This window comes from Leptospira soteropolitanensis (genome assembly GCF_026151655.1).
In the GTDB taxonomy this organism is placed as follows: domain Bacteria; phylum Spirochaetota; class Leptospiria; order Leptospirales; family Leptospiraceae; genus Leptospira_A; species Leptospira_A soteropolitanensis.
Window position 1 is genome coordinate 24,664 of record NZ_JAMQPN010000002.1, and the last position, 21,991, is coordinate 46,654.

19 protein-coding genes are annotated in these 21,991 nt (G+C 35.3%); 6 read left to right on the forward strand and 13 right to left on the reverse strand.

The window, feature by feature from the left end:
- Positions 1 to 590: 590 nt before the first annotated feature.
- The 5 genes from ND811_RS04880 to ND811_RS04900 all read right to left on the reverse strand — a co-directional run bounded on the left by ND811_RS04880 (position 591) and on the right by ND811_RS04900 (position 8,356).
- Positions 591 to 2,693 (reverse strand): ATP-binding protein, encoded by a 2,103-nt coding sequence (locus tag ND811_RS04880; RefSeq protein ID WP_265350998.1) that lies wholly within the window; start codon positions 2,691 to 2,693, stop codon positions 591 to 593.
- 213 nt (positions 2,694 to 2,906) lie between these two features.
- Entirely contained in the window at positions 2,907 to 4,118 is a 1,212-nt protein-coding gene (locus ND811_RS04885) for a hypothetical protein (RefSeq protein WP_265350999.1), read from the reverse strand.
- A gap of 36 nt (positions 4,119 to 4,154) precedes the next feature.
- Positions 4,155 to 4,685 (reverse strand): DUF6680 family protein, encoded by a 531-nt coding sequence (locus ND811_RS04890; RefSeq protein WP_265351000.1) that lies wholly within the window; start codon positions 4,683 to 4,685, stop codon positions 4,155 to 4,157.
- A gap of 12 nt (positions 4,686 to 4,697) precedes the next feature.
- Complete coding sequence (locus ND811_RS04895; protein WP_265351001.1) at positions 4,698 to 5,969, reverse strand: restriction endonuclease subunit S; 1,272 nt, start codon at positions 5,967 to 5,969, stop codon at positions 4,698 to 4,700.
- Entirely contained in the window at positions 5,966 to 8,356 is a 2,391-nt protein-coding gene (locus tag ND811_RS04900; protein ID WP_265351002.1) for a type I restriction-modification system subunit M, read from the reverse strand. The genes ND811_RS04895 and ND811_RS04900 overlap by 4 nt, the downstream gene beginning before the upstream one ends.
- Positions 8,357 to 8,438: 82 nt before the next feature.
- On the opposite strand from ND811_RS04900, the gene ND811_RS04905 reads away from it, so the two are divergent.
- Together ND811_RS04905 and ND811_RS04910 are read left to right on the forward strand one after the other, a co-directional pair.
- A complete protein-coding gene (locus tag ND811_RS04905) occupies positions 8,439 to 10,511 on the forward strand; it encodes a hypothetical protein (protein ID WP_265351003.1) in 2,073 nt (690 codons plus the stop codon).
- Between the two features lie 89 nt (positions 10,512 to 10,600).
- The gene (locus ND811_RS04910; RefSeq protein ID WP_265351004.1) at positions 10,601 to 11,452 is read left to right on the forward strand and encodes a viperin family antiviral radical SAM protein; all 852 of its coding nucleotides are present in this window, start codon (positions 10,601 to 10,603) and stop codon (positions 11,450 to 11,452) included.
- A 144-nt stretch (positions 11,453 to 11,596) separates the two neighbouring features.
- On the opposite strand, the gene ND811_RS04915 is transcribed toward ND811_RS04910, so the two are convergent.
- Positions 11,597 to 12,049 (reverse strand): hypothetical protein, encoded by a 453-nt coding sequence (locus ND811_RS04915; RefSeq protein WP_265351005.1) that lies wholly within the window; start codon positions 12,047 to 12,049, stop codon positions 11,597 to 11,599.
- Between the two features lie 373 nt (positions 12,050 to 12,422).
- On the opposite strand from ND811_RS04915, the gene ND811_RS04920 reads away from it, so the two are divergent.
- Positions 12,423 to 12,743 carry a hypothetical protein gene (locus ND811_RS04920; RefSeq protein ID WP_265365517.1) on the forward strand — a complete coding sequence of 107 codons (321 nt, stop codon included), beginning with the start codon at positions 12,423 to 12,425 and terminating at the stop codon, positions 12,741 to 12,743.
- A gap of 87 nt (positions 12,744 to 12,830) precedes the next feature.
- On the opposite strand, the gene ND811_RS04925 is transcribed toward ND811_RS04920, so the two are convergent.
- The 4 genes from ND811_RS04925 to ND811_RS04940 all read right to left on the reverse strand — a co-directional run bounded on the left by ND811_RS04925 (position 12,831) and on the right by ND811_RS04940 (position 17,517).
- Positions 12,831 to 13,301 (reverse strand): hypothetical protein, encoded by a 471-nt coding sequence (locus tag ND811_RS04925; RefSeq protein WP_265351007.1) that lies wholly within the window; start codon positions 13,299 to 13,301, stop codon positions 12,831 to 12,833.
- A 230-nt stretch (positions 13,302 to 13,531) separates the two neighbouring features.
- A complete protein-coding gene (locus ND811_RS04930) occupies positions 13,532 to 15,190 on the reverse strand; it encodes a hypothetical protein (protein WP_265351008.1) in 1,659 nt (552 codons plus the stop codon).
- A complete protein-coding gene (locus tag ND811_RS04935) occupies positions 15,126 to 15,719 on the reverse strand; it encodes a hypothetical protein (RefSeq protein ID WP_265351009.1) in 594 nt (197 codons plus the stop codon). Before ND811_RS04935 ends, ND811_RS04930 begins: the two co-directional genes overlap by 65 nt.
- A gap of 913 nt (positions 15,720 to 16,632) precedes the next feature.
- The gene (locus ND811_RS04940; protein ID WP_265351010.1) at positions 16,633 to 17,517 is read right to left on the reverse strand and encodes an alpha/beta hydrolase; all 885 of its coding nucleotides are present in this window, start codon (positions 17,515 to 17,517) and stop codon (positions 16,633 to 16,635) included.
- 49 nt (positions 17,518 to 17,566) lie between these two features.
- Here ND811_RS04940 and ND811_RS04945 point away from each other — a divergent pair, with 49 nt between their 5' ends.
- Positions 17,567 to 18,019, forward strand: coding sequence for a DUF1499 domain-containing protein (locus ND811_RS04945; RefSeq protein WP_265351011.1), 453 nt, complete (start codon positions 17,567 to 17,569; stop codon positions 18,017 to 18,019).
- A 17-nt stretch (positions 18,020 to 18,036) separates the two neighbouring features.
- Here the strand turns inward: ND811_RS04945 and ND811_RS04950 are convergent, their stop codons facing one another.
- Positions 18,037 to 19,137, reverse strand: coding sequence for an NAD(P)-binding protein (locus tag ND811_RS04950; RefSeq protein ID WP_265351012.1), 1,101 nt, complete (start codon positions 19,135 to 19,137; stop codon positions 18,037 to 18,039).
- Positions 19,138 to 19,165: 28 nt separating this feature from the next.
- On the reverse strand, positions 19,166 to 19,405 hold the full coding sequence (locus ND811_RS04955) for a hypothetical protein (protein ID WP_265377412.1): 240 nt from the start codon (positions 19,403 to 19,405) through the stop codon (positions 19,166 to 19,168).
- A gap of 11 nt (positions 19,406 to 19,416) precedes the next feature.
- Between ND811_RS04955 and ND811_RS04960 the strand changes: the two genes are divergently transcribed.
- The gene (locus ND811_RS04960; RefSeq protein ID WP_265351014.1) at positions 19,417 to 20,043 is read left to right on the forward strand and encodes a methyltransferase; all 627 of its coding nucleotides are present in this window, start codon (positions 19,417 to 19,419) and stop codon (positions 20,041 to 20,043) included.
- A gap of 43 nt (positions 20,044 to 20,086) precedes the next feature.
- Here ND811_RS04960 and ND811_RS04965 read toward each other — a convergent pair whose 3' ends face one another.
- Positions 20,087 to 21,526, reverse strand: coding sequence for an APC family permease (locus ND811_RS04965; protein WP_265351015.1), 1,440 nt, complete (start codon positions 21,524 to 21,526; stop codon positions 20,087 to 20,089).
- Between the two features lie 145 nt (positions 21,527 to 21,671).
- Here ND811_RS04965 and ND811_RS04970 point away from each other — a divergent pair, with 145 nt between their 5' ends.
- A complete protein-coding gene (locus ND811_RS04970) occupies positions 21,672 to 21,926 on the forward strand; it encodes a hypothetical protein (protein WP_265351016.1) in 255 nt (84 codons plus the stop codon).
- Positions 21,927 to 21,991 lie beyond the last annotated feature (65 nt).

Sequence of the window (21,991 nt, forward strand, 5' to 3'; positions counted from 1 at the left end):
AGTCTCAGTGTTTATTGCTAGTTTTACAAAATTCATGGTAGGTGTTTTCAAATATTTCTAGTGCGGTTATAGTATCATTTTTCATCTCTTAAAAAAAAATAGAATTCGCGAATAGATTCGTTTGTCCGATCGAGCTTTTATCTCTTAGTTCAGGATATCTGCCGATTTCATTCTATTTATCAAATCTCGACTTAACTGTTTGGAAAATCTGCTTCTCATAATATTTTTTTAGAATTGGCTCAATTACATTCTCTATTTTGATAAATACCAGGTCGCTGGTTTAAGCAAGGTTTTTTAATTAATCTAGCGGATTATGAGTTAATTTAAAGTTACTCTTGCTGACTTAAATAAATGCTTTGAGATATAGCTCCAAGCCATGTTTGAAGTTAAATAAAATAGGGTGACAAAGTTAAAAATTTTGATGGTGGCTTGACTTTGAAACAAAATCGAACAGATTCTTTCCAATCAAAGTTCCTTTTGTATTTGCTATCGAATTTGAAAGCATTAAATATGTTAAATGATGACTGGCGAATAAATATGATTTTGAAGTCACGAACCAGTCATATGATTTTTCATATTTCATAATGTTGTTATACCATATTTTCGCTTGCAGTTTTCTTTGCTTGATCAAATGGAATACTAATATGAATGGGTTTTTCGCTACTTACTCCCTTTCCGAATGCTAAAGCATGACTCTGTCGTAAGTTAGGAATACTGTTTATGTAGTTTTGACCATAAACTTGAGTTAAGAAGTCTAAACTAGTTTTATCTATTATTTTGAATGTAATAAAGGTATTGCATTGAGATAAGATGGTTTTACTGACTAATGCAGTTCTTTGTGAGACAATCAATAGACCAACGTTATACTTTCTTCCTTGCAATGCAATTTGAGAAATTCGACCAACAACGGCATCAGTGTCGCTTCTATCATTTCTATAAAGATTGAATTCTGGTGCTATAGTGTGTGCTTCTTCTAATACTATTAGTATTTGTTGTTTTTTTGATCTATTCTTCTTAGCCCATTGAAAGATTGCTGATAAATATAATTCTGTTATGCGTAGAGTTGCTCTGGAATTTGAAATATCTTCCAACTCGAATATTGATAACTTATCCCTTTTGCTTAGGAAGTGATTAACTTCTTTGGTGATATTTCCTGAAATGCCCTTTATAAAAGCATTAAAATTTGCTTTTTCTTTGGATGCACTAAATTCTCCCGTTTCAATTGCTTCTAGTAGTTCACTTGTTTCTTTTGATGCATTTTTTTTTAATCCGATTTTTCTGGGTTTAAATTCTTTCAGTCTTTGAATATAATCACCTGTTAAATCGAAACAAATGATCTTTGTATTTCCCTTCAATCCTTCCTTTATAATATCGAAAGTAAGTTCTGTTTTCCCCATTCCTGTTATTCCAAGTATTGCGGTGTGGTATTTAACAAGTGAATTTAAGTCGAAATTGACTCGTTTGTTGGTTCCAGGCATGTTTCCAAGAGAAAATGAAGTCGTTTTTTTATATTCAGTGGAGAATCTAAATAAGAATACTGGTGAATTCATTTCTGGAAGCCAAGGGAACCATGTATAACTTCCATTATCACTTTCAATTCCAATTTGAGAAGCTTTTGCAACTCTACTTCCATACGGATTCTCTTTAAAATATTCTTCTTTCGTTTTTGCTTCATAAATCTGATAGTAGATTATCTTATCATTTATTTTACAGAACACGACCATACCTTCTTCTAGAATTTCATTTGTGGAAATTTCTATTTTAATTTCTTGGATAGAAGAGTCTTCAATAATGATACCGATTACCTTTCCAGACATATTTGAACCAAGGTATTCCTGAATGATTTCGTCAGGTTTTAACAGTCCATTTGTATAATATACAAATCCAGGAATTTCGTGTTTAGTTACTATTTTATTATTACTAAAGAATAAGCCCGTACCAACTAATTTGTCATTTAAAGTTTGGTAAAATAAAGGTATTATATATCCTTTCCTCCCATCGATCAGGGTAGTTGATAGTGATTCGAGCGAGTTCCACCTTGTTTGCGTATGTAAGTTCACTCTAATAAGATTAGGGCTATCTATTCGGGTAATTTTTCCAATTGTCAACTTTTCAATAGATTTTTCTTTTCGAATATAGATGAACGAAAATATAAGAAAGATGACGTTTTCTAACGGATGGAGTATTGCAAAAAAAAACCAAAATGTAACCAGGAGGATAGGTGTACTACCTGAGGAATCGAAATATCCGAATATACTTATGAATGCAATAGGAGTGAAAAAGAACTCGGGTTTTGAAAATAAAGATATTATCTTGTTCGAAAATTTTTGTAATTCTGGGTTTATTTGGTTTTTTGTAGTATACCCATTTATAATTCCTACAATTGCAATGATACAACTAAAAAAAGCAGAAGTATTAGTTAAATATTCAGATATGTCCGATTGAAGCCTTGATGATGTCAGATCAATAGTTGTTGAGGCAAGAAAACCAGAAATACCCAAGCTAATTGCATCAACAGATTTCGAGAAAAAAGGTGCTGATAGCAGTCGGTATGTATGCAAACCAATAAATGATATTAACCATAGACTTTCTCCGCCACCAGTAATTTTGTACGAGTTTAGTAAATAGAAATGAATGGTTATCGCGATAACGATGTAGAGAAATAGAGAAAATATTCTTAGAATTAGATTCACTTTGTTTATCCTAAATATTTATTCAAGAAAATTGCAGATATATTTTATTATATATCTTGAATGGTTTTTCTTGAGAAAGTTTATATCAAAAATTTTATCATCACCAACCACCTCCCTCTCCCGCCAACCAAACCTTTCTCGTAAACAAAACCTGCATGAGTCCCTTTCGTCTTGTCCGACTCCTTATCCAAACCCTAAATTTAAATAATTAATTTAATTAGAAACTTGTAAGAGTTGGCAGTTGATTTGAATCAAATTTACGTCATCATAACTGTCAAAACGATCTACCGAAGTAATTTTTTCACCGCCTATTCCTGCGAGAATACCTGAAGTTAACTTGATCTTGACGATAATCATTTCCTCATCCTTTTTGGATTCAAATTCAGAAGCTATAGATTCCTTTGTGTAGGAACTTTCTCTATAAAAGCCTTTTGTTCCATCTGTATCAGTCACAAAATGGAATTTCAAAATCCTTCCTTGTTTTGTTTGAAACGCAAATGTGCGGAAATTAACCTTAATTAAATTGCATGATTTAGGAAAACTTATCTCTTTTCCAAGTTCAAAAACTTCATCAAAAATTATTTTTGAATCTTTTGTAGAATTTTTTGATAGGATTAATTGACCATTTTCTTCATAATCTCTTGATTTTTTCTTTTTTTGGAATGCTTCTTCGATTCTATTGAAGTCAATGTTTTGCTTTCTTAATGAATTTTGACAATCTTCTTGTTTTTGTAGTTCTAATTTCTGATTTGTTAATATACTTTCTAACTTATTGAGAGATTCAAATATAGTTTTAAAATTTATGTCCTCATTTTTTTTTGTTATAGAATCGATTAAGCTTTCTTCGGAATAAAGGGTGAATTCATTATTTGAAATATGAAGACTTTCGAAGAAATACCATTTATACTTAAAGTATGAATCTGCTGATTTAAATTTCTCTTTAAGCTTCAGGAAAAAGGAATCGTTTGCTCTGTTCCATTTTTCTATATCACTTGTTCCGTAAAATTCATAAGTATCGTTTTGGTTTTTAAGTTCGATCGAAAAAAGGGTTAGTTGGTTTTCAGTTAAATATAAATCATATTCCTTTTTTTGCCTTTCATAATTGATGAAAGAAAGCTGGAATGAATCAATATCCTTACATTTGAAAAATACTTTGTTTTCGTTAATATACCATTTTGCTTCTTTACACCTTAATTTCCCCGTTGATATATTTGCAGTGCCATCGGGGGATAGCGTTAGGATATTCTCGCTAGAATAGTTTTTTTTAAATTTAGGAAATTCGTAACTTTTTTCTTTCTCAAATAAAAACCATTTACCTGAATACAGTTTGAATAATTCAGGATATTTTGTTTTGGATTCCTGGATATTATGGAAGTTACAACTTAGAATAGTTGCCATGATTATCATTGATGTTAAATATTGCATGCCGAAGGTTCCCTAAATATTGAATTATATGAATCGTTATGATAATGGAGCATTTTTATTATCTGCATCTTTAGAAATCTCGATACGCAGTGATTTGTTTTTTCTAAGGAAATCTAAAATTGCCTTTCTGATTTCAGTTAATTCTTCTTCGATTACCCAATGTCCATTTGGATAGTAGGCACTTTGGTTAATTCTAGATTTGTCGAAATTAATTTTCAAAGAAACGCCTATTTCATGGATTAAATCGACCAAAAGATCATGACTTTTTTGATTCCAGCTTTCATATTGTGGTTTATGGTTTAAGTGTTGAAGGTATAGGTTCCATTTATCCAATACTTTACTGAATTTTTTTTCATTAAATTCTGCATCTATCGAGTTTAGTGCTTCTACATGCTGGATTGAAAGTGTATTTGATCTAGTCGTTAAAAGAGTTTTAAAAATAGTATATCTTCTCTCATAGTCTTTTCTTTTCCTTTCGAATAACATCGTCAATTGTACAGCAAGTAGCGGACTGATGAGTATCGCTATGATCGATAAAGCATCCGAAATTTTAAAATTTAAATCCATCCCCATTCCCCCTCACACCAACCTGATCTTCCCAGTCAGCAACACTTGCATTAATCCCTGCTTGATCCCCTTCGTCTTCTCTAACTTCTTCTCCAAAGCCTCAATCCCCTCATCCATTTCCGAAAGCAATTGCGCAATGGCTTCCTGTTCGGCGAGAATGGGGGGAAGAGAGAATGCATAGTTTTTTAAATCATTCAAATCTATCCCAGTTTGTCCTGAAGTACGTCGTGAAAGAGTCTCTACGTAATCGAAAAGTTTACTTGTTTTAAGAAAGTAGTAGATATAGGACTTGCTTACGTTATTTTTTGGAATGGCTTTAATTAATGCAACATTGTATGCACCAGTCAAACCCCGTAAGATTTGGAAAATCGGTGGTCCATATCTTCCTATCATAATGTCATTTTTATCGCAGAATCTCCTTGCTAATTTAGAAGGAATATAGGTTGTAAACGAGTCTCCTTTATAATCTCTAATCTGCAATAGTCTTATAAAGCCAGGTTTCTCATCGTAAATAAAATTTGATTTATCTGGTTGAGAGCCTCCTTGAAATTCAATCATATCCCCCAACTTCTTCACTTCCCAATCCTCAGGAATCCGTCCCACCTCCGTATCCTTCATTCCTCCTTTCCCACCAAACCCAGGCAAACGACGTTTCCCCGTAAGTAATTCTTGCATGGCTCCTTGTTTCAGGAGTTTTTTCTTTTGGATGGTGGTTTCCAGGGAAGTGATCAGAGCATCGGTATCGGAAAGAACATCGGCAATGGCTTCTTGTTCGGCGAGAGTGGGGGGTGTAATTAATCGAAAACTTCTAATCTTCGACATAGAAAGACTAGGTTGAGCACCGATACTTGTATTATTTACAATTTCAGTTTTTATATTTATACTACAAAAACAATGATAAACGAAACGAAATGAAGTTTGATTATTACATGTAATCTTTGAAGTATTAGGTCCAAGGTGGTACTTATCATTTTCATTGATAATCCAAATTGGACCAATTGTTCCAACATACGCAAAGATTAAATCGTTTTTAAATAATTTACTTCTTGGTAGTTTCGACGAAACTGATTTGGGAATAGTTTTTATATCAGATAAATCAAGTTTATTTCGACTTATGTTTGTTCCTCTTATAACGATAATTTCACCTTCATCTTTATAATTATTGAAATAAAGAGAATACTCAAATCCTGCTAATTTTGTTATAAAAGCTAGATCACCTAGTTTCTTAATCATCCAATCCTCAGGGATCAGTCCTAATTCTGTATCTTTTAACTTTTTCTTCATAACCCAAACCCCATCTTTGCCAAATGCCCTTTGACCTTTTTATCCAGTGCCTCTGTTTCTTTCTCCAAAGTCGCAAGCGGACTTTCATACCGTTCCGCAAGTTCTTTGATCCGTTTAGTCAGGGTTTGGCTGATGCGGTTCAGTTCCGATTGCACATCTGCTGCCAGTTTGGCGAACCATTTGGTTTCTACTACCAGGGTTTTGATTTCCTCTTCTTTTAAGGTTTTGTATCGTTCGCTCACTTTGGTTTGTAAATCAGCTTGTGCCTGTTTGATTTTGGAATTGAGATCCGTAACTTGGTTGGCTACGTTTAGGTATTCTTGGAGAAAGGTGATTTCTTCCTTGGCATCCTTATCCGATTGGATTTGTTTCAAACGTGCTTGCACAGACTTAGGTGTGACGGTTTCCTTATCGGTTTTGGCATCCGAGAGAAGTCCTTCGTCTCCACCTTGTTCCTCGACCATTTCTTCTAGTTTTAAGTCCAGACTATCCCTTTCGGATTCCAAGGTTTCGATAGTTTCCTTTTCCTTGGCAAAGTAGGCTTGGATGAGGAGGGCTTTGGGAATGAGCCTTCCTTCAAACTCCTTGGATTTGCCAATGGGTTCGATTTCCTTTCCCACCTTCCAACCTTCATCCACAACCAAATACACATCATCTTGCATCACCTCAAGCCAATAGGTCATCAGATGTTGGTAGATATCATAAGCATCCACAAGAGGGGTTTTGGAAAAGGCAGTGAGAAGGCTTTCGCTAAAGTTATGGATAAACTCCTTAGGTTTGGTTTTACTCCCAATCGACTTACATGCTTCGAGTCCGCTTTCTTTCCATTTGGCGAACGTGGTTTCGATCTGTTTTCCAAATTTCACAAATTCAGGATGAGAATAGATTGTAGTTTTGATCTCTTCCTTCGAACATTTGAGATCATAAAATCCTTTTCGTTTGTTGGTAGTAAAAAGAGTTTCTTTCAGTCCTTGATACACCTCCCAAAAAGGAGAGAGGGCATCCACATCCAGTTCAGGAATCCCGCCATGCAAATGAGCTTCGATGTTTTGGATGTCTTCTGGTTCACTGCTATCAATATAACGAGGGATATTGAGATTGAATTCCTTCTCTTCAATCTCTTTGAATGTCACCTTACGGCTGTATTTGGGAATTTGAATTTTATTGGTAAACACATCCACAATTTTGTGAATGTCTTGTTCCCGAAGTCGGTTTTTATTTCCATCCTTCTCAAACCCTTTCGACGCATCGACAATGAAAAGTTCCTTTCGTGTTTCAGCTTCTTCCTTATTGATCACAATGATACAAGCAGGGATACCCGTTCCGTAAAACAAATTGGCAGGAAGACCAATGATCCCTTCGATATAACCTTTTTGGATCAGTTTCTTTCGAATCTCTGCCTCCGCATTCCCACGAAAGAGAACACCATGAGGAAGAATGATGGCTCCCTTTCCGTTACTCTTCAAACTACGAACCGCATGCAGTAAAAAAGCAAAATCCCCATTCTTCTGAGGAGGAATACCAAAGTCCTGAAACCTCCCATAACGATCGTTTATGGGATCAATTCCAGTGCTCCATGCCTTAAAGGAAAACGGAGGATTGGCGACAAAAAAATCAAACTGCTTGAGGTCTCCTTTATCCGTAAGATACAAAGGATTGGCAAGTGTGTTCCCTTGTTTGATCTCTGCAGTTGGATTGTCATGGAGGATCATATTCATCCGTGCCAAAGAAGACGTTGCCACATCCATCTCTTGTCCATACAGAGTGATCTTACCCGCCTCAGCCGATACCTTCAGAAGCAAGGAACCAGAACCACATGTGGGGTCATAAGCCGTCTTACTAGATTTATCAGCCGAGGACACATGGATGATCTTTGCCATGATACGACTCACTTCGGCAGGCGTATAAAATTGCCCCTTACTCTTGCCACTTTCTGTAGCAAAATGCCTCATGAGATACTCATAAGCATCACCTAGGATATCATCACCTTCCGCCTTGTTACCCGAAAAGTCGAGAGCAGGGTTTTCAAAGATCGCAATGAGATTGGTTAGGCGTTGGACCATCTCCTTACCACTGCCGAGTTTGTTTACATCGTTAAAGTCAGGAAAATCGGAGATTTTGTTGGCTTCACCCAATGGTGCGAGTATCTTTTTATTGATGTCATCGCCAATACTCGTTTTTCCCTTCAAGGCAACCATGTCCTTAAAAGAGCTACCCTTTGGCACTGTGATGGGAGAGAACGCTTCTCCCGCATATTTATCTGAAATGTATTTGATAAATAACATCACAAGAACATAATCCTTGTATTGTGAGGCGTCCATCCCACCTCGAAGTTCATCGCAGGATTTCCAAAGTGAAGAGTATAATTCCGATTTTTTTATTGCCATAGAATACAGTCAGATTTCATAATTTACGGAAATTCTGCAATAGTTTCATGATAGCGGAAGGGTGGGACAAAGTGGGGTGGGGATGAATAATTTTAAATCACAGATTTTGAAAATTTTGGGTAATAGTCAAAATATAGACGACGAATTGCAAAATTTACTGAGCACAAATGGAACCATAGTCATCTTTTATTTGGCAAAAATCTCAGTAGAAAAAGGGAGCCTAAGCAAAAAAAAAATAAATGGAAGACTTAAGAAACTCTATTTAAGTAAATTTTTTAGTCAAAATATCGACCAATTTTTGAACACGGAATACTATGAGATTTTTATTAACTTGTATGTATATTGTAGTCAAAACTGGGAAACTAAAATAATAGAGAAGTATTTTGAGAAAGATAAGGCTGTGCTTCTTAAAGCTATCAAATTAGCAAGTCTTCGTAATCAAAATTCGATATCAGATTTCTCAACGAATAATCGAGACATCGCATTGGAGCTTTTCTCGGAGTTGAATGCGTTTGCATATTTTATAAATACACATAAAAAATTGGAAATAAGTTTAAAAGAAACTTTTTTATCTAAGTTAAATATGTTTTCATTATTCGATTTTTTATATGTATGCGGAGAATTTTTAAGTTCGGAAGCGAATTTAAATCAACAGCATTCCTATTACTTCCAAAAGTTACTTATGCTTAAAATAAATACTATTCTAAGCAGTAATCAAATTAAAATAGAAAGTTTAGATGAATTTCAGTTTCATAATTTTTTTATCAGATTGCAATGTAAGCCGAAGTTAGATCAAGTCGAAGGATTAAATTTAAGATTAATTAGTGAAACATATTTATTCAATTTTCCAATTGATTTGGATGGAGATATTTTTAAGGAATTCTGTTTAAACAATAGTTTTCATTATAATTTATCAGACATAGAAAACCAACTTACTTTGATGAACTCATCATTATCCGACCAAAAGCTTTTTAAAGTATTTGTTAAAAAATTTAGAGAGATATGTGAATGCAATGCAGAAATAAATTATGTTATGAGGTATATGGCGACAATTAGAATGGTTTTTTGGTATTTTATAACTTCACAAAAAAATTCAATTGTAGACGAAATAATATCTTTTATGCAATTCTTATTTTATTTAGAGGCAGGGTTAAAAATTGAAGAGGATTCCTGGCGAGGATCTAAATTGGGTAATGATTTTAAAATATTCTCAGATAGCAGTATTCTAAACGTATATCCAAGTTCAAATTTGAAAAAAAATCTCCGAGAGGCGATCATAGATAAAATTGTATTTAGAATTGGAAATGATTTGAATCGCAAATTTCTAAATACTTATTTATTTGAAATTGAAGATTCTTTTTTCTTTTTTCCTAAATCTTCAGCGAATCCTTTTTTTGCTTTCTCAGTCATTGATAGTTTGATTCGAATTTCTAAGGATTCTAAAATAGAGACTGAAAATCTAGCATCCTTAATATCATCTGATCTTGAAGAAAACGTTTCAAAATTATTTGAAAGTTCTAAATTTCGAGTTTTAAAAAATGAAATTTTATGTGACTCTGATCAATCCACCGTACCTAAGATGGAAATAGATGTCATGGTGAAAGATGGTAATACGCTTCTTATCTTGGAAATAAAAAGTTCATCATTTAACGGCGGTTTATTTCAAATATTTGAAACCTATCATCAAAATCTACTAAAAGCTGGTCTTCAGTTATCCAATATTGAAAAATATTTGAATACCGATTTGGGAAGAGATGAATTGAGGAATAGATTTGGATTTAATGAAAAAAATTTAGAAATCAAATATATGGTAGTTTCAAACCATTTTAATTTTGATGGAGTCAAGATTTTTTCTAAGTATTTAAAAACTTCCTATTTTGAATTAGAAACCATTTTGAATGATAATTTATACCTTTTATACGATCCGATTTTTGAAATTTCCGAAGAAGAGAGAGTAGGAATTCTGTCTGTGGAAAATGGGGATAGTAAAAATTTTGATTATTACAATCAACTCACGCTTGAAAGGTTTCCAGCTTTAAAAGCAAAAATGCAGGAAAAATACAAACTCTTCGACGGTGATAAATCACTCATCAATATTTATAAAAAATTGGAAGAAAAAGTTGTTTGGCGGTGTTTAAATAGTTCCCAAAATTGAGGGCATGAACTAACATAGAAATTCCAGATTATCGTTCCAAATCTTTCTCATGCTAGTTGCTTCTACGAAGCCAATGAGCAAGGATAAAAATGATAAATTCTGGATTAACGGTGAATTTTCACCTAACTAAAAACTGCAATTTCAGGTGTGGCTTTTGTTTTGCACATTTCAAGCAAACAGCCCATTTAGAATACAAAAATTCCGCCTCAATTGTGCAAGAGTTAAGAAACTTTGGTTTTAGAAAAATTAATTTTGCTGGTGGAGAACCTCTGCTTTATCGCAATTTTAACTTACTGCTAAAGTATTCAAAAAAAATAGGGTTCATAACTTCCATTATAACTAATGGCTCAAGAATAGATCAAAACTGGGTTAAGGACATTGCTCCGCACTTGGATATTCTTGGAGTTAGTTGCGATAGCGGGAACAGAGAAACATTGCAACTTCTTGGAAGGGGCAATGGGACTAGTGTGGATCATACCAAAAGGGTTTTTGAATGGATCGATGAGGAATGCATTAAGTCTGGAGCTAGGATTTATAAGAAATTGAATTCCGTAGTGACTAAGTTAAATTGGAAGGAAAATATGTCTGATTTTGTTAAATCACTCAATATCCATAGATGGAAAGTTTTCCAGGTTTTGCGAATTGAAGGAGAAAATGAAATGAATTTTTCTGATTATCAAATATCAAATGAAGAATATTCATTTTTTCTAAAGACTCATAGTGGACTTCCGAAGTATGGAGTTAAGATTATAGCTGAAGACAATTCTTTGATGACCAATTCTTATTTGATGGTAAATCCAAGTGGAAGATTTTACGACAACAATTCAGGTAGATATTACGAAAGTGATCCTATTCTTGAAGTAGGTGTGGAAAAAGCTCTTCAGCAAATTCATTTTTCAAAAGAAAATTTTACTCAGCGTAACGGATTTTACTCAATATAGATTTTAGATTCCTTTAACAAATTCTATAGATAAATTCAAGAATGACTATTTTTGGGGGTTAGAGAAATCGAAGCCCCTTTTCTTTGTTTTAAACATTTTTCATATAGTCAATCGAGTGCTGGGGAAGAATGGTAACCTCTCCAATTAGATTAAGACAATTTCGTATGATTGAAATCTTGCCAATAAATCTCTGGATAAATCATCAATATGGAGAACCACTTTTTGAATTTTGACTATGATTTCTTTATGAAAATTTGGAAAGAAAGGTTGAGTTTGGATTCCTTCCAGAATAGAAATTCCCGCCTCTAATGTGTCTCGAATATTCACTACATTTGCTTGGACGGATTCACCTAAATCGACCCCATTAAGATTGATAATTTTTTTTCCAAGGATAGTAATCGAAGGCGGATCCTCACCAACTTCAAGCATACTTTGCATGAGATCGAGTATCAATTTTATCTCATAGAAAAAGACAGAAATTTCTTTGAAATCATCGCTTCCAAATTCCTCTTTTACCAAGATCCAATTTGTTTGCTCAACTCTCTCTCTAAAGTGGGTTAGGTAGTTAGTAAAATCGGACGCACCAGAAGATGACATTTCATAAGTAGAAAACGTGTTAGTTTATATGTATAGAATTTTTATATTCGGGCTTAGTTTTTATAATCAAGAGCATAAAAATAATTTAAATTTGTGCATAAATAGTTTTTCTTGAACCTGTTGAATTGTCCCACCCTTCTGCCTTACTATTCACTAAAAAATGAGGAATTTTTTTAAAAAAAGATACAAATGCGGGTCAGGTTCTAGTAACCACCCGAAGGGAATCTATACGAATCCGATATTCCCCTAACGTATGCTTTGGATACTTAGAGTGAGAATTTTGGTGAAGGATGATAAAAAGTAAGGAAACGAAGTTGGAAGATAACAAAAATACATTTACTGCTATAGATTTTGAAACTGCCCAAGGATACCGATGGAGTATATGCCAGGTTATGGAACTCAAATGCATGATACTGAAGAAATTTTGAATGGAATTGAATTTAGATATTTTAAAAAAATTATTTTCGTTATTAAGGGAAAAATTAATGCCCATGATCAAGTAGTTTTTAGTAAATTAATACAATATAATCCGATTATAGTTAGAACTTTTTCCGAAGGTCTGAATGAAAGTGAATTAAAATCTGTAACTGAAGATATAGGGAAAAATTTGAATAAATTTATTAAAGTTAGCTTTGTATCTAATCGAACGAATATGAATTTGGAAATTTTGAAAAATAGATTAGAAATTGATTAGTGTGAGCACCCATAATAGATTTTTCTAAATTAAGTATTATATTAATTAGAAAAATAATTTTCGGGTCAATCAATAATTTGTTTTTGTTTAGTTTCTCCAATTCATTTTTTTGACCAAGTGAATGATCGGAATATCCCACTCATCTCGGATAACTACAGTTCTTCTTCGATTGAAATTTTCGATAAGTCTCGAAAGGGGGAATGTCTTCTGCTTTTGCTTCGAGACATGCATTCTGATTCGCTCCAGCTTTAGGATCATCAATTGAATTCTTTCTTCCTTCGTTTCATTCACTATATCTAAATTGGCGGATGCCAATGTATTTATCTTTCGATTCCATTTTCCTTTCTCAGATTCTTTGAAGTAAATATTATTTTTGATTTTGAATTTGTCATAGGTCATTCTTTTCCTTTCTATTTTTTCAAAATTCTTCCTACATAATCTGTAGACAGCTTTGTTCCAAGAAATTGGATTATTATAGACTTTTTCAAGTTCATGTGTTAATACACTGTTTTCTAGATTTACAATGATAGATTTAATGATTTGATAATTGTAATTCATTCTCTATGATTATTTTGCAAAGTTCTATAATTTCCTCTTTGGTTTTGAATCGTTTCAATTCCTTGAGTGACTTATCGATAAAACATAGGTTCACGAGTTCATGTTTACCTCCTTTCGATAATGGAATTATATGCTCAATTTCTACGTTTTCGTATGTTAGGGGGATTCCGCTTACGAAACATCGAAAATTTTGATCATTTAGTAGCTTCCTTATATGCCCAGCTCGTAATTTAAACTTTTCCATAGTCTTTTACCTCCGTAAAATTTGAATAAATCAGATAATAGAGTTTCACCTTCTTGATTTTAAATTTAACGACTTTTCGGTATCTTTCGTTTCTTTCAATTATATCAGCAATTCCATACTCCATCCATTTTCGCAGAATGAAGGTAATCTCTCTTTTGTTCATTCTTAATTCATGGGAAATAGAATCCGCATCATACCATTTCTGAGGTGAAATGTGAGTGTAGAGACTAAACGCTCTTTGATTGTATTCTATTTCATTTCGCATCCTTTCCTTTTGGTAGAAATTCATCCAATAGTAGTCATTGTGCAATATTGCTGATCGATATGATTTATTGTATTTTAGAATATCAGCTTCGTTATACTGGTTGATGAGTTTCTTATCTCTAAACCTGCCTCGTTCCTGGATTGTTAGGGGTTGATATGCAAAGTCAGAGAGACTATGAGTGGAAATAGTTTGGGAATAGTGGAAATCACCAAAGCCAACAGTTTTAGATCCCCCCAAGGTCAGTAAATCCTTCAGTTCAGGCACAAACCTTACATTCCCTAAGAAACTTAACTCATTCAGAGCCAACTGACTCCACTTCGGAGAGATGTATCCATAACTACGGAAACTCTGCTTCAATATGTTATTCCTTGCTTCGGCACCATTGCTAGAGACTCCATCCTTACTCACCCAGCGTTCACGGCTCATATTGTATCTGGGGTCGTTTGATTTCTTCGAGTGGTTCACAGAGCGATGGTTAGGTCTATCCCATAGGAATCCATATCCCTCATCTGTGAATAGAGTTACATTCTTTGGGATGGTTTCTTCTAAGTCTTTCTCTAGGTAGTGTTGGTTATTCAAAGGAATCGATTTGTAGAAAGTCATCCCACCGTTGATGCCAATCGTATGGACTAGAGTTCCGATTTGGTGTCCTCCAATGGAATTAGAAGCATAGATGGATGCAGTTCCTCCCTTGAATCGTCTTGATCTATGTTTATTGGCTCTTAAGGATGATGAGTATAACACCACTGAGTCGGCTACTGCAACAGGCTGATTTTTAAGGGTTTCCTTGAGGTCACCTTCCTGTGGTAGTCTGAAGTTCTTAGAGGATTCTTCTAGCTCCTTGTATAACTGTTCCCTGAGTGATTCATTGAGATGTGAGAAGAATACCTGGATACGTTTCTTCAGATAGTAAGCTGTCTTATATGGAAGTCCTAGTTTTCTTGCAATCTCCTTAGAAGTCATTGTCTTTGGGTATTGTAAGATCTGGTCTTGTATGGTGTAGGAGATATAGGCTAGAGGTAGTTTGATGTTTTGGAAAGGTGTGTTGGCTGTGATGCTGATCTGTTTGTGGCAGTGAGAACATCGTGCAATGGTTTCTTTCCCTTTTAGTCTTAAGAAGTTGAGGGAAGGGTTCTCCAGGGACTTAGGGCAGTTGCATCTTTTGGGATAGATGGTGCTCAGGATAGAGAGAGTCCTAAGAGTGTATTCTCTTTTGATTGGTTCATTGTCTATGGGAGATAGGTTCTTAGCGGGTTTTGTATAAGTAGTTTTAGTGAACTTAGGGAGAAAGGGAGAATAGAAGTATTTGGAGTTTCTATATGAAGGATTGGGTTCTTTGGTGATACGTCCCCTTCGAGCAGTGGAAATCACCAAAGCCAACAGTTTTAGATCCCCCCAAAGTCAGTAGTTCCTTCAATTCAGGCACAAACCTTACATTCCCAAGAAAACTTAACTCATTCAGAGCCAACTGACTCCACTTCGGAGAGATGTATCCATACGAACGGAAACTCTGCTTCAATATGTTGTTCCTAGCTTCTGCACCATTGGAACTCACACCATCCTTACTCACCCAACGTTCACGGCTCATATTGTATCTGGGGTCATTACTTTTCTTCGAATGATTCACAGATTTATGGTTAGGTCTATCCCATAGGAATCCATATCCTTCATCTGTGAATAGTGTTACATTCTTTGGAATGGTTTCTTCTAAGTCCTTCTCTAAGTAATGTTGGTTATTGAGTGGAATCGATTTGTAGAAAGTCATACCACCGTTGATGCCAATCGTATGGACAAGGGTTCCTATCTGGTGTCCTCCAATGGAATTCGATGCATAGATGGATGCCGTTCCTCCCTTGAATCGTCTCGATCTAAGTTTGTTGGCTCTAAGGCTTGAGGAATATAACAACACTGAGTCGGCTACTGCAACAGGCTGATTTTAAGGGTTTGCTTGAGGTCACCTTCCTGTGGTAGTCTGAAGTTTTTAGAGGATTCTTCTAGTTCTTTGTATAACTGTTCCCTGAGTGTTTCATTGAGATGTGAGAAGAATACCTGGATTCTCTTGCGTAAGTAGTATGCTGTCTTGTATGGAAGTCCTAGTTTTCTTGCGATCTCTTTGGAAGTCATTGTCTTAGGGTATTGTAAGATTTGGTCTTGGATGGTGTAGGAGATAAAGGCTAGTGGTAGTTTGATGTTTTGGAAGGGTGTGTTTGCTGTGATGCTGATTTGTTTGTGGCAGTGAGAGCATCTGGCAATGGATTCTTTCTCTTTTAGTCTTAAGAAGTTAAGATTAGGGTTCTCTAGGGACTTAGGGCAGTTGCATCTTTTGGGATAGATTGTGCTCAGGATAGAGAGAGTTCTAAGAGTGTATTCTCTTTTGATTGGTTCATTGTCTATGGGAGAGAGGTTCTTAGTAGGTTTTGTATATGTAGTTCTAGTGAACTTAGGGAGGAAGGGTGAGAAGAAGAATTGTGAGTTTCTATTTGAAGGATTGGGGTCTTTGGTGTACGTCCCCTTCGAGCAGAATCCTTATCATCACAAAACTATTGTCATATATAATGAAATCGACTTGAGAACGGTTTTGTGAGCTAAGTTTTTGCAACTGAAAAGTTATTTTTTTTCCTCATCGTCTGTTGGGTTTTCCAGAACAGTTCTCCAATACTCCATAAGCTGGTAAGTAATCCTTCCATAAAAGACAGCATCAGCACTTCTTTAGCTAAGAAGCGTAATGTTGATGGATCTCTTTGTCAGGAATTCCTGACGTATGGTCACAAAATCCACCAAGGGTCATATTGATCGCCGCAATCATCTTTCTTATATCGTTATTACCGTAGATACTTTTGAAAGAATCCTACTGCTTGAGACTCTGCTTCCTTCGGCGCAAAATTCCAAAGACGTTCATGACGATGGCATTCAGGAGACCAGAGAGACTTTGGCTCACCAGCCTTTGCAAATAAATCTAAAGCATGATGGTAATCAACGTAATCATCCATTTTGCAATGGAATATTGCAATTGGTCTTGGACTAATCGATGCAATTTTATCAATGGGCCTTACTGAATCTATATCCATATCCCCACGAAGGTTTAAAGCAAGTTTTACCACTGGAATGAGTGGGTAATAAGGAATTCCGAAATCTCGTTTTGCTGATTCAACCAAAACATCAATAGCACTTCCATACCCACTACTAAAAATTCCAGCTTGGATTTCCGGATGATCTGCCATTGCAATGATACTTGTTGCCGAACCCATAGAAAATCCAAAGATACCAATCTTATTGTAGCCGTTTGTCTTTAGATAGGATAGCGCAGCCTCAATATCTTTTTGTTCATGAAATCCCATAGATGCAAAACCACCGTGATTTCTTCTCAGACTCAAAAGAAGTAAATTGTAACCGGCGGCATTTAGACTTTTCGCAAAACGAAGGCCTTCGTTTCTTTGACCGCCATGCCCATGTACGAGAAGAATGGTTGCCTTCGCATTTTTAGCAGGAATCCAGTAACTAACAAGGTTAAGTTTATCCTGGGTTTTGATTTCCACTTCCTGGAATTCTAATCCTAATTCCGCTGGCCCATTGCAATATACATGGTGTTCGGCGTTGCATTTTACTTTTGGATATAGAACCAAACTAGAAAAATAATAAGATGCAATGACAAGTAAAATGATACTAATCGTCAAAAAGGAAAGTAAATACTTTTGAATTCGTTTCATGAGCGATTAAAAATCTGGATTTTTACAAATTCTGCAAGTAAAAATTCAAATGTTTTCAAATTTAGGAGATATGGAATCGGCATTGTCAGTTTTTTTTATTTGCTGTATGAGTGTTCTTAGCCCGCTTTCCGGCGTGACAGAAGGGGAACTAAGAGGGTGCCCACCTTCACCTAACTGTGTTTCTAGCCAGAGTATGCAATACAATTTTATTCACAAAGTGGATCCCATCACTTACACAACGACAAAACAAGTGGCGTATGAAAGGATATCAAAATATTTCCATGAATCAGAAAACATTTGGATCAGCGAAGAAAAAGAGGGCGAATACATTCGTGTCATTTTTTTCACTAAAGTATTTCGATTTCCTGATCGAGTGGAGATCTATTTCCCGGAAGATAAACAAGAAGCACAAATTAGGTCTCAATCTATATTGGGCTTATGGGATATTTTTGCTAATCGGAGGCGAGTGAATCAGTTTCGAGAGTTACTTGCAAAAGAATAAGCTTGTATACGAATGTACTAATGTAGTAAGTTGTTATGTGATAAAAAGGAAATCCCTCCAACGATTCTTTCTATTTTAGCTCCAAAAAGCCAATCTCCGAGAATTGTGATTCCCGTTTCTTTACAGAGTTTTTTCCATTCTTCAAATTCCTCTGTGTCTAGATTTAGCGATCCCTCTCTTCCTAAAAGCGGTATCTGTGCTTGTGCATACTTCCACCGATGCTGCCAAATTAGGTCTGGTTCTGGTGCATCAAAAATATTTTTTAGACCCTCCATAAGTATTTCTTTGGCTTTTAGAGATGGATTTTTTTTCTCATCCATCCAATCTTCAAAATAAGTTTCAGAAAAAATGGCTCCAAATTGTACAAGAAGGGCTGAACCATTATGAAAATCTTTAGGGTACTTTAGACTTTCCCAACTTTGATACTCCCAATCTTCGCCTCGATTTAGTGTTGTTGTAACGGGAATGGGCAAATTTGGATCTAACGAAAGTTTTTTCCAATTTGGTTTCCATTCATCCCAATAAAAATAACTAACCAAAGTTTTACGATAATCATTGTAATTTTTTAAAAAATCAAACCAACGCTTTAGATTTTGATTTTTTTCAGATGAATGAAAAATTTCTAAAATTTGAGGTATCGGAAGAGTAAGGATGATGGATTTTGCCGTTATAGTTTTTATCTTTTTATCAGGTGAAATCCAAAAATTTAAATTCCAGGTTTTTTCATCTGTCAATTTTAAGTTCTTTAATGTATGACTCTGAATTGGTTTTACATTGCCTAACATGGACGATACCAAGTTTGCCATTCCATTCTCAGGATAAAAATGTGTATTATCATAGATTGGTTTGAATGCTACATTCACTGAATATGATTTCCAAATTTCGGAAATAGAATAGTTTGTTTCTTTTCCTAACAAGCGAACCTTCATTAAGTCAGAAAACATTGTGGCTCCAAAGTCAAAACTGGATGGTGCGTTTCTTAATTTACTAGAAAGTCTTCCTCCAGGCATTCTCCCTTTATCATAAACTACCACTTCAGGTTTTAACATGGCAACAGTTGCACCAGAGACTCCGGCTCCGACAACCACTGGTACTTGGTAACAATAGTTTGGATTCATATATGCTCGCTAAAGAAGCAAGTTATGATTATAGTTGTTTGATGAGGGATTTCAAATCATTAATAAGAGAGAAGGGAACTGGTTTTATTTCTTCTGCAAGTTGAATCGTATCTTGGATGGTGCGAGTGAGGACTTGTTTTTCAGCAGCATAAGCAGCTTGCGGTAATTTGGACTTGTTTTTCTTGAAAATAGTAACTTTATTATCAATGATTTCGATCATTTGGTTCAAATACTGAATCTTTTGGTCCATAAACCAAAGTTCTAACATAATGGGATGAAATGAGAAACCAATTTTTTAACAATGGAAAGAAAATGGACGTAGGGGTTCCTATGACAGATGCAATTTGGGATTCTTATCTTCCAAAAAAATTCCAATTACTTTCATCATTCCAGTGGACTCCGATTCCTGTCATTGAAAGGACATGGAAATATCTTTCCTTAGAAAAGGAAATTACCTCTATTATGGATTTAGGTTCGGGAGTTGGCAAATTTTGTATTCACCTATCTATATTATCAAATCATTCGATAAATATTTGGGGAGTAGAGGATAGAGAAGATTTAGTGACCTTATCTGAGTCTTTGAAAGAACTTTGGAATACATCGGAAGTGACTTTCAAAAATGTTAACTTTTTAGATCAATTTCCCTATGGTCATTCGCATTATTATTGTTTTAATCCTTTGTATGAAACTATGAAGGGAAGTCATTCTATCGATTCTTCAAAAATAAAGTCGGCAAATCAGTTTCTGATGGATTTAGAAGTCCTAAAAAAGAAACTGTATCAATTAAGTTCAGGAACAAAATTGATCACATATCATGGATTTGGTGGGAGTTTTCTCTCTGGATTTCGTATTGTTTTAAAAGAAGAAATTTCTGGCGGTGAGTTTCTGATTTGGGAAAAAGAATAAATCCATTCCCAAATCAGTGTTTTTAATTCGAATCCTAGTTGGATTAAGGCAATTTTCTTTGTAAATGTGGCTTTTTAATTAGAAGATAAAGTAATCCTGTAGAAATAACAATGAGCGTAGTAAAAATCATTCCGTAATTGATATACCACGGCTCCTCTGGTGTTCTTGGCCATACCATATTGGCAACTGCAGTAACACCATAAATTAAAGCCAAAACATTGATCCAAATGCCAAGTTTTCCTAGAGTAAAGGAGCCCTTCGGTTTCCATCCATGATACCGTGCATATAAAGCTGCACAAACTACCATTTGGAAAGCAATATAAATACCTGCGGAAGCGAAACTAATAATTGTTGTGACTGCATCTTGTAACCAATGGCCAATGCTTGCAATGAGAATCGGAATAAGGCCAGTGATAAGCAAGGCATTCACTGGAACTTTATTTGATTTTGATAGATGATTTAAGTATTTGCTTCCAAAAATCATACCATCCCTTGCAAAGGAAAACAAAAGTCGACTTGCGGCCGCCTGCAAACTCAGTAAACACGATAAAAATGATATCATGACTACTACTATCACCATACGATAACCAAAAATTCCCATTGCTTGAGTCAGTGTTGTTGTTACGGGATCACTATCCTCACCAGAGATTGCTTTGTTTATATCAGGAACGGCTAACAAAAGAGCCAAACAAACAAAGGTGGCAGCGCCACCACCAATATAAATGGTCATACGCATGGATTTTGGAATCGCAGAACTAGCGTTTGGTGTCTCTTCTGCAACATCACCGCATGCTTCAAATCCATAATAACAAAACATAGCGGCTACAGAGGACGCAAGAAAAGCCGGTAAATAATTTGCACCTTCCCCGAAGGAAAAAGTATTCCAAAGTATCGATATGGAATTTACTTTTGCAAAAATTAATAAATAACCACCAACAACAACAGCTCCAATCAGTTCGCATAAAAATCCGAAAAAGGCAACCTGCGCAAGAAGTCTTGTTCCACTCAGATTCAGAATGGTGGAAATAAGAATCATAACGATCGCAATCCAAATAAAACCAGAATTGCCAAATTCGATTCCGATAAGTTGGCTAAGAAAGGGAGCCCCTCCGACGCTAACGGCTGCCACAGTAGTGAAAAGAGCCCAGGCATAAACCCATGCGGAGATCCAGGCCCAACGTTCGCCCACTAAGCGCAAAGACCACGGATAAATCCCTCCAGAGATCGGAAACTGAGAAACAATTTCTCCAAATACTAAACAGACTAAAAATTGTCCGAACCCAACTAATAAATAGTTCCAAATCATGGGGGGACCACCAGCTTGGATGGCCAGAGCAAAAACGGAATACACCCCCACAACAGGGGAGAGATAAGTAAAACCCAGAGAAAAATTTTCCCAGAAACTCATACTGCGCTCAAACTCGGATTTGAGTCCGAGAGCTTCTAATTGTGCTGAATCCTGATCCATCGATTTTTGATTCATAAAAGTTCCTTCTTTTGGGTGTTTGTCTATATGTCGGTCCAGGATTGGTTTTAGAGACTGCCTTGTTTTCTACAAACGATTTTGTTTTTCCATTGACGAATTGGCTTTTTGTCATTTAAATTTGTTCTGTTACGGAAAAATGCAAATGAAACAACGAACCATCCTAATTGCCATCATCCTACTCTTTTCACTTAGTTGTGCGAGTACATCCAAAGAGGGTACATCTGAAGAACCAGGTTTAATGAATAAAATCATTGAAAAAGCAAATTCGGAAGAGGGCCAAAAGGCAATCCAAATGGGAAAGGAAAAACTCCAAGACCCTGAAACCCAAGAAAAACTAAAAGGTTTACTCTCTAAAGAGAAAAAGAAAAAAGAAATCCCTGGCGTTCCTGCTCAGTAGTTTTCATTAAAATCAAACTGGCAAACCTCACGATTCTAAGACATAAAATTGTGAGGTGATGGACT